The sequence below is a fragment of the Aquimarina sp. AWH4_224 genome (assembly GCF_056160245.1).
The window spans coordinates 1-13,847 of record NZ_JBSWWU010000028.1 but is presented as its reverse complement, the minus strand read 5'-3'; the positions used below and the strand labels follow the sequence as shown (position 1 = coordinate 13,847).

The following is a 13,847-nucleotide window of genomic DNA, read 5'->3' as shown; positions in this document are numbered from 1 at the left end:
ACGGATACTAACACCATATACATAGTGACTTGCTGTTCTTCTGTTATTTTTCTAAGCTCGTTTGTTTCTTCTTCTGTAAATTGAATGAGCAGTTCTCCTCCTTCCCGGTCATCTTCTGCATTCCTATCAAAATCAGTTGGAACTTCTACAACAGGTGCATCTGTGGCAAATTTTTCCAACCAAAATGCTTTTTGGTTCTCTAATTGAGTTTCTTGCTTTTCACTTTGTTGCCAAAGTACATAATCTGTATACTCCAGACGATTTGGTAATAGCTCGCCTCCATTATACAGTTCTAAGAATTCTCTAAACAATATATTTTTTGAAACTCCATCACAAATAATATGATGCATATCTATCATCAAAATGTGATTATTAGGATCTAGATCTATTAACCCTACTCGTAGTAAAGGACCTGTACTAAGATCAAAAGGTTTTATAAAACCCTTTACTACCTGAGATACCTCTGCTTCGGAACAATGAAAATATGTGGGCTTGAAGTTTATATTTTCCTTTATTTGCTGCATCGGAATATTGTCAACAACTGTTATAACTGTTCGAAGTATTTCATGTCTTTGCACCAAACTTCTGAAAACAGTAGCTACATTCTCTTTGTTAAGTTGCCCTTCCAGGCGAACTATAGTAGGCATATTATATGCAATGGAGTTTTTCTCTAATTCATTAAGAACAAACTGTCTCTTCTGAGCAGAAGAGAGTGGATAATATTTTTGCTTTTTAGCTTTTTGAATCTCAAAATAATCGGTTAGCTCTTCATTAGCTATATGCTTTGCTAGTTCTTGAATACTTGGGTACTCAAAAATATCTTTAAGGCCCACTGCTATCTTGAGCTCTTTTGAAATTTGATTAACTAGTATAGTCGCTAACAATGAATGCCCCCCTAGGTCAAAAAAACTGTGACAAATTCCTATTTCTTCTTTTTCAATGGGCAATATTTTTCCCCAGATAGTTTGTAGTTTTTCTTCCAATTCATTAGACGGGGGGACAAATTGAGTATTCTTTTTGAGTTGTGGATTAGGTAGCGCTTTTTTATCTATCTTTCCATTTATGGTAAGTGGAAAATGATCCAACTTGCAAAAGTAGGAAGGTACCATATAATCAGGTACTTTAGATATCAAAAACGTTTCTATTGCATTATCATCCAACTCAAAATCGGATAGATAATATGCTGATAGATAATCTCCAGCTACAGCATCTTTTTTATGTATTACGATTGCTTCTTTTATTTCGGGGTAAGAGGATAGCCAATATTCTATTTCACCAATTTCAACCCGATAACCTCTAATTTTTACTTGATCATCTATTCTTCCTTTGTAAATGATCCGATCATTATGATCTCGAACACCGATATCACCTGTTTTATACATCTTTTTTCCTTCTACAAATGGATGTTGAATAAAACGCTGATCTGTAAGCTCTTTTTGAGAAATATATCCCAATGCCAATCCTTCTCCAGATATATATATTTCTCCATGTACATTGTTGGGCACAACATTTAAGTTTTCATCCAAAATATAGATGTTGGTATTTTGAATTCCCTCACCTATGGGGACCGAAATGGATTGATCTTCCGGTTTGAATTCATAAATCATACACCCTACAGTAGCCTCTGTTGGACCGTATTCATTATAAATAGTGATATGGCCGTTAAACTTGTTATATATCGAATTTGCCAGCTCATACGTAAGCTCTTCTCCTCCAACAATTAATCTTTTGGGAGGAATGCTGAAATTGGGTTGAATAGCAGTACTATGATCTAGAATCTTCAAATGTGAAGGCGTCAATTTGATAACATTGATGTTATCATCCATTATGATTTTTTCTATGGCAATGCTCTTCTCATTTTCGTTATATATTGAGATTTGATTTCCAGTGGTTAGTGGTGTAAAGATAGATGTAACCGTAAGATCAAATGAAATCGATGTGTACAAAGGGAAATTACCTTTACCATTATTTAGATATTGTTTTGATGCCCAATCGATATAGTTTACCAGTGATTTATGAGGTATCATCACACCTTTAGGGATCCCTGTAGAACCCGAAGTATAAATAATATAGGCTAAGTCTTCGCTTTTGATTTCATTGATCAAATCAGTTGGCTGGACTTCATCTATTTCAGTTTGACAAGTGTTTAAATCAACTATGTTGTTTACAACTTCTTTAAGGTCCTCCAAAAAATTTCCTCGAGTAATCACAAGATCCAATTCAGAACTCTTGACAATAGTAATAATTCTCTCTTTTGGTGTATTTATGTCGATAGGAATATATGCACATCCAGCTTTAAGAATCCCTAAAATAACTGGAACTAAATATTTCTCTAATTCTAAAACAACCCCAACCAAACTCTTTTCTGCTAGTTCTAAATCATTTTTCAGAAAATTTGCTATTCTATTCGAGAGCTCGTCTAATTCTTTATAAGAAATAGTATTTCCATCGATGTCGATTGCAGTATTTTCTGGATGTTTGCTAACTTGCTTACGAAAAAGTGAAATTACTGTTTCTTCTTGCGGATACGGAGTTGTTCTATTATTCAATCCATAAATAAAGTGTTGAGCCTCCTTCTCAGACAAAACATCAACTTCTGATATAGTGATCCCTTTTTGGTGAATTAGCTGATCTAAAAGATTAAAAAAATGTTCAGCAAGGGTATCAATAAAAGCAGATGAAAACTTAGTGCTATCAAATTGAATCTCTAAACTTAGTTCTTTCTCGGTCTCAAATACGAAAAGAATTTCAGGCGAAATATCTTCTACATCAACCCTATTTTGAATAGCATTTAGACATAGCCCAATTTTAGGTCGTTTATCAAGTTCCTCTGGGCTTAGTCCCAACATTTTGGTTAAAGGAAAATTACTATTGCTATAATCATTCTTCAAATCATTTTTAACCTGATGCACAAATTGGCTGAAACTTGCATCTCCCTGGATCTTGAATCTAACAGGAATCACCTTATTGTTCTGTTCAAGAGTTTCGGAAAGATCAAAAACAGGTGTAAAAATTACATTCTCTGAGCTAGAAGAGTACTTTGAAATCAACACAGATAATGCAGAAATCAACAAGACATGTTTGGCCTTATCCGAAGATGCGATTTGATCAAGTCGATCGAAAACTTCTTCAGGGAACTTCTTATTTTGAACAGAAAAACTTTCAATACCGTAACCAGTTGTACAAATATCATTATTGATATAAGACAATACATCTACGTCTATTAACCTCTCTTCCCAGTATTTTCTGGATTTTATATTTCTGTTAACCTGTAATGCTTCAAAATCTAAAATTGAATTTCCAGACATGGTAGTACTTTTAGGATTGATGTTTTGTGTAAAATTTTGTTTGGTTGTAGGGTTTGCTTGCCCTAAAAATTGAAAGTAAGGTCGTCCTCTACAGATTCTAAGGTGTTATGATCTTCACCAATAACATCCATGACAGCAGTGTCTACACTTTCTAAAATAGAGGTCATAAAATCCCTGAATTGCGAAGCAACGATATCTATATCAGAAGCTGTGAACACGCTTGAAGCATACTCAAAAGTGAATCGATATTCATTTTCTTCTTCATTAATAAACAAGGATAATGGGTACTTTGCCGTTTTGTTCTCAAAATCAAAGTAGGTGAAGTCTTTAGCAAAATTATTTAGTTTCTTCTTATCAAAATTTTGATATATGAACATCACATCAAAAAGATGTTTAATATGATTTTCTGTTTTCTTATTCAACTCCATCAAAATGTCCGAAAGGTCGTACGTTTGTTTGCTTGTTGCCTCTACCAAATATGCACTGATATCCTTAGTTATCTCTCTGAAAGTATTTTTGGTATCTAGTTTACTTCTAATAGGTAACGTTTTGGAAAACATTCCTACTATTTGTTCTACTTCTTCTTGTATTCTTCCTGATGAGGCAATCCCTACAACGACATCTTCTTGTCCGGTTAATTGAACCAAAAAAGTAACAAAAAGGGAGTATAACACTGAAAAATCTGTAATCTTATCCCCTTCTTTCACATTATGAATCAATGGTTTTAATTGGCTATTCGCAATTGCAAAAGATGTACTTCCTCCTTCAGTATCAAATTCTTCATCATCATTCGATGTTGGTAATTCTAATCTTGGAATATCTTTCTCAAATGCTTTTAACCAAAATTCTCGCTGTTGTATGTACTCTTGATTGGTTATAAATTCGTTTTCCCATTCTGCATAATCTGAATATTGAAGTGTTAACTCCTCTAAGGATTGATCGTAGTAAAGCGTCAAAAAATCTTTAAACAAATTAACCTGAGAAATTCCATCGCATATAATATGATGAATGTCAAAAATCAAAAATCGTTCATTCCCGTTACAGGTTATCACTCCAAGTCTGTATAAAGGACCATGATTAAGATCAAAAGGTTTGATAAAATCTTGGATACTTTGCTCCATGTTATTACTAGTAATGGAGGCTATTTTTACCTGATCTGTTTCCTTTATCTCCTGAACAATATTTTCATTTTTGAAGCTAAAAACTGTTCTTAAACTTTCATGTCTTTCTATCAGTTTATTAAAAGAGCTTTCTACCTTACTCAGATCTACATTGTCTCCCATTTGAAAGACAATAGGCAAGTTATAAGAAGTATCTTCTCTATTGAGATCATAGTTAAAATACATTCTTTTTTGAGAAGAGGATAATGGATAAAATGGTTTTTGCTCCTTCTTAGAAATCTTGAAAATATTATCCTTTGTTGCATTTTGGATAAATAACGCTTGACTTTCTATGGTAAGGGTTTTAAACAATTGACTAAGAGAGATTCTCACTTTAAATTCTGTGTAAATTTTAGCAATTAATCTCATTATACTTAAAGAGTTTCCTCCCATACGTTGAAAGCTATCTACCACCGAGATGGATTGTTTTCCTAGAATTTCTTCCCAGATTGCTAGTAATTTCTCCTCAATATCGTTTCTTGGGTGAACTACTTCAGAAGTATCAGAATCCATTAAGGTTTCTAACTTTTTGAGATCTATTTTCCCATTAGATAGTAGTGGAAATTCTTTGACCGCTACATATCGTGAAGGAAGCATATATGCTGGTAAATAATCCTGTGCATATTGATCTATTTTTTTGCTTACTCCTTCTTCTGCTTCAACAACAAAAGCAACTAATGATTCTGTAAGGCCCACTCCATTGTTCTGTGCTTTATCACTTCCTGGGTTTTCTTCTTTTTTTACTACAACGATATTCTTAATGAGGTTTGATTTCAATAAAACATTCTCAATTTCATCTAATTCTACTCGGATCCCTCTCAGTTTAACCTGGCGATCTTCTCTTCCCAATAATTCAATTACGTTGTTAGGTAGAACTCTACCTTTATCCCCTGTTTTAAAGGCAATCTTTTCCTGATCTGTATCTTGGTTTAGCGCAATGAACTTCTCATTTGTTAATGATACATTGTTCAAATATCCTTTTGACATATAATCGGTAACGATATAAAGATCTCCAGTCATAAGAGCTTTTACAGGCTTCTTTTCGTTGTCTAAAATCAAAATTTCGGTATCTGCAATAGGAGCTCCGATCGGGATCCTTTGTTTGGATGAATCTTCGGGACGAATCCTGTAAAAAGACCTGATCATTGTAGTTTCTGTAGCGCCATAGAAGTTGACAAGTTGAATTGTATTTCCAAAGCAATCATACCACTTCTTCAGCTCTGTGGGTATGATTTTTTCTCCGGAAAGAAAAATATGCTTTAAATTTTTGAAAGCATGATCACCTAACCTTGGATGCTGACAAAAAATTCGGAAAACACTTGGAACGCAGTGAATCATGCTGATTTCGTTCTGATCAATCCATTGGGTAATTTTTTCGGGTGTAAAAAAGTCTTCTTCTTCAAAAGGAATACATACGGTACCTCCGGTTAGTAATGGGATGAAAACATCTCTCAAGAAAGCATCAAAATATGGGCTTATCAATTGACTAACTCTACAAGTATTGTTAATCTCGAACTCACTAATTTGCCATTGTAAGAACTGTATCAAACTACAATTCTTTCCGATTATCCCTTTTGGTGTACCTGTCGAACCTGAAGTAAAATAAACATAAAGGCTATCATCTTTCTCGAATTTTGGATATTCAAAATCCACATCATCATTCCTTAATATGTGCTGCAGATTGAATTGATTTTTGACATTCTCCAAAGTAGCGTTAGAAGTATTAGAAGTGATCAAATATTCTAACTTCGTTTCTTCTACGATTTTATCCAAACGATCCTTGGGTAGTTTGCTATCTATAGGCACAAATACACATCTGGCATTCATGATTCCTATCATCGAACAAATCAAATCCACTTTATCATCCATCAAAACACCTACAAAGGTTTCTCTAGATATACCTTGATCTAAAAGAAATTTTGTGATCTTATTGGATGTTCTCAATATTTGTTCATACGTAATAGAATGCTGATTATATTCTATAGCGATATTTTCTTTAGCTCTAGTAAGGCTTTTTATTAATTCTTCTTGAAAAACCATCGGGTATTTTTTAAAATTATTTTTGATTTAAACATGTAGGTATTTGCCGGACTTTTATATTTCAAAAAGCCTGGACCTTTCATCAATAAGTTATTGATGGATAAAATGAGGGGATATTTACTTATTTGTTAAGAAAAGAAGGTGTCTAGTAATATTCCAAAAGTGATCACCGTAATCAAAAGATCACTTTCATAAGGAGCATTAATAGTATACCCTTCTTGTGCATATAATTTTTTAAGCCTTTCGATCTCATCAGGGTTGAAAACGCCTTGTTTTTTGATCACATCATAAGACAACAAATCTTGAATATATTCAATGTTTTGCTGTATCAGATATGGGCTTCCTGGTGCTATAAAGTGAAACTTCTCTCTTTCTATAATAGATTTAGGAACAAATTTACTTCCCATTTTTCTGAGAATGTATTTTTCGGTAAAATCTTTGAGTTTTAACTCTGAAGGAACTTGTGCCGAAAACTCGACCAAGTTCTTATCCAAAAAGGGATATCTTACTTCTACAGAGTTGGCCATAGCCATTCTATCTCCATGGTCAGAAACCAAATGATCTACCAATCGGATTTTATAATCCACATATGCTCTTGTATTTACAATATCTCTATTACGTATTCTTTCCTTATTGATTATTGGATAGTTCAAACAATTAATCTCAGAAAATGATGCATTAATATCTTTAGAATACAGCTGTCTTTTTTCTTCTTCGAATTCCAAAAAGTTTCTTTCGTAGAAAAATGAATCGTTCCCCCAAAGCTTCTTTCTTAAGGCTCTCTCTTCTGGTGTCGCGGGATTGTCAATTAGGTTTAATTGACGCATCTTATCAAATCGATACCCCACATAACCCGCAAAGAACTCATCTGCACCCTCTCCAGAAAGAATTACCTTGAGTCCATTGGCTCTTACATTTTCTGACAAAGACATTGATGCTGTATTATACGTTTCCTTTATGGGGCATTCACTATAATAAATGGATTCCCTCAATCGGTCACTTATGTCATCATACAGAAATACTTTTTGATTCAAATTAGAATTGCTTTGCTCTGCAACGATTTTCTGATAATTGGATTCTGAATGAAGCGAATCTATAAAATCGATAGAAAATGCTTTTTTCTTTACTTCAGGAACCAATTGATTTACTTTCATGGCGATCATGGAAGAATCGAGTCCTCCACTTACATAAAACCCAGAAGGAACATCAGCGCGCAATCGAAGATTTATTGAAGATTCGAACAGTCCCTCTAATTCTTTGAGGTAGTAATCCTCAGATTTTCCATTTAGTACCACTTCCCCTTCGGGGTAAATCAAGTCCCAATACTCTTGTTTCTTAATCTCTCCCTTGTTATCCACTACCAGAAAATGGCCATTTTCAAGGCTATGAATTCCTTTGAACATGGTTCTCGGGCTGATGAGCCCGGCAAAAGTAAAAACCTGGTCCAATCCTGTAAGATCGACTTCTTTTTTCACTAAGGGATGTTCAATAATCGCTTTGATCTCTGAACCAAAAACGAAGGTATTGTTCACATACGTATAGTAAAACGGGATAATTCCCATCTGATCTCGACCGCAAAACAGACTTTTAGTTTTTGTATCGTATAATGCAAATGCAAATTGTCCATTTAATTTATTTAGAAAATCTGTACCATGATCTTCATACAAATGAATGATTACCTCAATATCACTATCGGTACTAAACTTATGCCCTTTGGAGATGAGTTCTTCTCTCAACTCTATATAGTTAAATACCTCTCCGTTACAAATTAAGATCAGAGATCTATCTTCATTGTATAAAGGTTGCATTCCATTACTCAGACCAATAATACTCAACCTGGTAAAACCTAAAGCAACATTATCAAAAAGCAAAGTATCTTGATCATCAGGTCCCCTATGAATCAATTTCTTATTCATTTTTTGAACAATCTGAAGATCATCGTTTGATACAATGTCATCATGTTTTATAAATCCACAAATACCGCACATAAATTTTTCTTTATTAAGACTTTAATAAATGATTTCTCACTCTATTCTACTGTTTCTAATGCTTCTTGATATGAATAAAAAAGCTCTTTTTCTCCAAAAAGTCGTTCCGCTATTATTCCTTTTTCTTCACATTTATCTACCAGCATATTAGACTGTACAATTGGATGCGAATCCTCAGTATATTTTATGCTACTAATAAATTCTAACCAAGGTTCTTGCCCCATTGCATACACATATACTTCTTTTGGTTTGAAGGTATCTACCAAATACATTCCTCTTTCAAAATCACAACCCGAAAGTCTTCGAGATTGATCATCTTCTCGAGAAATCTTTTCTGTCAATAATGGTCCGTACAGCCAAGATAGAGGTGCTCCATCACATTCCATTCCTAAAAACAACACATCAATATTCCCGATTATCTTTTGAACATGATCATAAATTTTGGATTCCAAAATTCTAGAGTCTGCTACAAAAAGGAAGGTAAAATCATCGATCGCGACTCTAAAACAAGCTTTAGATTTAATATTCAAATCGCTGTGTTCTCCAGTAAAAGGCAAGCCGGTAATTGAAACATTTTGATCCACTATTGTTTCCATTTCATCAATCTCAATTACGTTATTAAACCCTAGGTTATTAAACATGAGCTTGAGGTTTGGATCTTGTAATGCTCCACTTGAAGTTCTGGGAACGATAATGTTTTTGATTTTATGTCTTAATGGCAATAGTGTTTCGAATAAGATATGATCCTGATGATTGTGAGTGATCAATACATAATCGATAACATCCGGAATATCGATATCAGAAAAATGTTCTACTGTAGACTCGTAGCCATAATAACTTATAACGGGGTCTATTAAAACACTTATATCTTTGGTTTCTACCAAAATACAGGCATGTCCAAAATATCTCATCCGTGCTTTATCACCTTCATATTTGCTATAAGTTGGGTGTTCCTGACTTGTAAAAAAAGTATTAAACAGTTCTCTTTCTTCTTCAGAAACCCCTAAAACTTTGGCGATATCATCTACATCCCCAGGTTCTCTTTTCATTTTACTTAATTGATCTATTCCTGGATGATCAAATGGGATCTCTAGATGCAATACATTGGGTTCATCTAATCTAGGTGTACTTAAACAAAATGGCCTTTCATCATTATCAGTGATCCATAATGCAATACTCTGTGAGGACTTGTTGTAGAACCCACTCTTATAAAGTAAAGGTTCAAAGAATCGATAAGAAGGGTTATTATTTAGATCATATACCAATTCTACATATCCTTTTAGTATTTCAGGAACTTTCTCATACAAGGTTTCCAAAGAATACCCTTTGGCATTAGATTTTAGCATTTGATCAAGTTCATGTATTGCGTTTACAAACTCCAACGAATCTGATTGGGCGCTTACTGTCTGATCTTTTAATGCTTTGATATCCTCTACGCGATCTTTTTCGTAATCCATAAAGGGGCCTCCCAGCATTTTTGGATTTTTAACCGCTGCTTCATGCATTTTAGGAGATTGGATATAAGAGTTCATTATCTTTAAGTGCCTCCCTTTTACGTTCATTGCACTTGTGGCTGGCGAGATCAAGTGTGGCCAGGCATACCATCTATCAAACAATGGTTCTATAACAACATTTGGTTTAAGAAAAAGTTTACTCATTTTATGTAGAATTTGATTTTGTAATTAATGTTTGTATCCATATGGATACAGTTATATTATTCCATTTGATTTTTCAAACAGATTCGAATTATTAGAATACGATGTAGTTAGATTTAAACTTCTATTTGTCCGATCAAGACCGAAGGATCATGTAGTACTGATTTAATGATATTGTAGTAATATTCGGTAAATACTTGAATAATGTCACTATCATAAAGTTCTTTGCTATAAATGAATTTTACAGCATACTCATCTTGATGTTCTGAAACTTCTATTTTAAATTCATATTGGGTGGTTTCATCCTTAATTAAGTGCAAAGATTCGAATTTGAGATCTTCAATAAAGAACTCTTTTTCCCCTTCAAAGTAATTTACAAATGCAAAGTGAACACTTACCAGATCCTCTGACACAACCTCTTGTTGTTTAGATAATTCAGAAATCATTTCGTCAAACTGGTACTCTTGGTTCTCGAAGGCATTAAGAACGTTTTCTTTGATATCATCTAAAAATATTTGATACGAAGTTTTTGTATCGACATTTGATCTAAGTGGTAAAATATTAATGAAAGTTCCTATGACATCTTGAAATCTTGGATGTGTCCTGCCTATTACGTCTGTACCAATTATAATATCAGAATTATTGGATAATTTTTGAAGTAAAATATAAAATACCGATATAAAGAACATGAATTCGGAAACATCTGATTGCACTAAAAATCTCTTAATGTCTTTATAGTCTTGATCTGTAATTCCTAATGTTTTAAAATCTGCTATCGTTATATCCGCGCTCTCTTTGGAACCGCTAATAGGTAATGTCAACACCGGCAGATCTCCTGACAACTGATGAAGCCAATATTCTTTTTGATCATTTAAGTTACTAGCCAAATTATTTTGCCAATAAGAATAATCGATATAGTTAAAATCTGGAGCTACAGATGCTTTATTTTGGTATAATTCTTTGAAATCGTTCATCAAAATATTCAATGATATCCCATCACAAACAATATGATGTACGTCAACAAACAATATGTTTGTATTCTCATCAACAGGCAATAACGCAAACCGAATAGGAAGTTCTGACTCTAAATCAAATGGTTTTACAAAATCCAAATACGCATTGTCTAGATGAGCATACTTATCCATTTCCAGAATAGTTAAACTAACCTTTTTTGTAGTATTAATTGTTTGTAGTACTCCAATGTTGGAAAGTGCAAAATTTGCTCTTAATACTGCATGTCGATCCACTAATTTCTCCAAGGTTTCCTTGATTTTAGGAACATTCAGAACTCCACTAATTTTATATGCTCCCGAAATATTATAGGCTAAACTATCTGTATTCTGCAGATATTTATAAAACATACGTTCTTGTGCAGATGACGTTTTATACTTATCGTTGGCTTTAAGCTTGATTTTTGAGATTTCTTCTCTAGTACTTGTCTTGAAGTTCATTATTTTGACAGACAAGCTTTTAATTGTAGTGTGCTCAAAAATTAATTTTATCGGAATTTTTATATTAAATTCTTTTTCAATGAGATTGATAACATGCACAGCTCTAATAGAATTACCTCCCAACTCAAAGAAACTTGTAGCAGTTCCTATTATCGATGTATCCAATTTTAAAACCTCTGACCATATCGAAACTAAGCGCTCCTCTGTAGCTGTACTCGGAGCCTCATAGCTGCTACTCGCCTCAATCTCAAAATCTGGAAGAGATTTACGATCAATCTTACCATTGGGCGTCATCGGAAGAATATCCAACTCCTTAAAATATGATGGAATCATATAATCTGGTAATCGATCTTGAAGATAAGAACGTAGGTCTGACACCTCTACATCTTCGCCAGTAGTAACATAATACCCTAGCAAATACTTCTCGCCCGATAACTCCTTCATCCGAACAGCAGACGATTTAATAGCAGGATGGCTCACTATTGTACTCTCGATCTCGCCAAGCTCAATACGATATCCTCGTAACTTGATCTGATCATCTATACGACCACCTAACTGAATCTCTCCTGTAGACAACCAACGACCTACATCTCCTGTCTTATACAACAACTCATGACCTAAAACACGATATGGATTCGCTACAAAACGCTCCTCTGTCAAAGTAGGACGATTGTAATACCCCTTGGATAATCCTAATCCTGATATGTACAAATCTCCACTAACACCTTGTGGTACCAAATTCAAATCCTCATCTAATATATAAAGCTTGGTATTGGCTATCGGACCACCTATGGTAACCAAATTATCCGAAGTTAATAAACAGGTTGATGACCAAATTGTAGTTTCTGTAGGACCATACAAGTTCCATATCGGAGCTCCTGAAAGCGAAACCAATCGATCTCGTAAGATCGAGGTAATAGCTTCTCCTCCACTCAAAATGGTGACACCTGTACTATTGTCCCATCCCGAATCTAATAACATCTGCCATCGTGAAGGGGTCGTCTGCATATGTGTAGGACATTCTGAACGTATTAAATCCTTTAAAACCCTGGGGTCTTGAACAGATACATCACTACCTATAATTGAACGACCGCCAACACATAATGGCATATAAAACTCTAAACAAGAAATATCAAAACTGTAAGTGGTAACACTAAGCAAAGACACTGAAGCATCTATAGACAACGTATCAATCATTGAACATAAAAAATTATGCAATGCTTCATGAGAAATCATTACTCCTTTTGGGTTACCCGTTGTACCTGAAGTATAAATCACATAACACAAATCATCTCCCGAAATAGAAATATCAAACTCTGGATCCAACGAAGAGATCACAGAACGATCAGTATTTATATTCAAAACGGTACAATCAAATGAAGATACCAAAGAAAAAGTAGCATCTTCTGCAATAAGAAATGGACTTGCAATATCATCTACGATATAACCTATACGATCAACCGGATAACTAGGGTCGATAGGAACATAGGCATTACCCGAACGCATTACCCCAAGTAAAGCGATAACCATGTCCAAAGAACGTGTCAAACATACTGGGATGATCTCTGAACGACCAACCCCTTGCGCCACCAAATAATTCGAAAATTGATTTACCTTGGCCCATAAATCTTTATAACTAATAGATTCGCCTTCATAAACCAATGCAATACGATCTGGATCAGAAGCTACACTAGCCTCAAATAATGATAGAAAACTATCAGCTTCTCCATAATCTACATCCGTAGCATTAAAAGAGTATAACAACTCCTCTTTATCCTTAGACGATAACATCTCTAATGAACCAATACTGGTCTTCGAATCTGATAATACTCCCGATACCAAACGTTGAAAATATTCTGAAAAACGAACAATCGTAGAACGATCAAACAAACTACTACTATACTCAAACTCCAAATACATACCATCTGAAGAATCCATAGCAGTCAACGTCAAATCAAACTTCGACACCGAAGAACTACCACCTCCATAACTCGAGATAGCAACCTCTGAAAATCCTAAACTAGAAACCTCAAAGTTCTGGTAAACAAACATCACATCAAACAAGGGATTACGACTCATATCTCGATCGATCGATAACATATCTATCAAATCCTCATACTGAAAATCCTGATGCTCAAAACTCGACAATACCACAGAACGAACCTCTTGTAAATACTCCTCAAAACTCAATCCATAATCCAACTCACTACGAAGAGGCAAGGTGTTGATAAAAACACCCAACAAA

General features: G+C 34.3%; 5 protein-coding genes. All 5 read right to left on the bottom strand.

Annotation, left to right across the window (positions count from 1 at the left end; all coding sequences use genetic code 11):
* The coding region (locus ACXAGJ_RS24455) for an amino acid adenylation domain-containing protein (protein WP_474843795.1) at positions 1-3,308 on the bottom strand (3,308 nt) is incomplete at its 3' end.
* Between the two features lie 62 nt (positions 3,309-3,370).
* Positions 3,371-6,508, bottom strand: a complete 3,138-nt coding sequence (locus tag ACXAGJ_RS24450) for an amino acid adenylation domain-containing protein (RefSeq protein WP_474843794.1) — start codon at positions 6,506-6,508, stop codon at positions 3,371-3,373.
* Positions 6,509-6,636: 128 nt separating this feature from the next.
* Entirely contained in the window at positions 6,637-8,496 is a 1,860-nt protein-coding gene (asnB, locus tag ACXAGJ_RS24445; RefSeq protein WP_474843792.1) for an asparagine synthase (glutamine-hydrolyzing), read from the bottom strand.
* 41 nt (positions 8,497-8,537) lie between these two features.
* Complete coding sequence (locus tag ACXAGJ_RS24440) at positions 8,538-10,154, bottom strand: MBL fold metallo-hydrolase (protein WP_474843790.1); 1,617 nt, start codon at positions 10,152-10,154, stop codon at positions 8,538-8,540.
* A gap of 113 nt (positions 10,155-10,267) precedes the next feature.
* On the bottom strand, positions 10,268-13,847 hold a 3,580-nt coding region (locus ACXAGJ_RS24435; protein WP_474843788.1), incomplete at its 5' end, for a non-ribosomal peptide synthetase.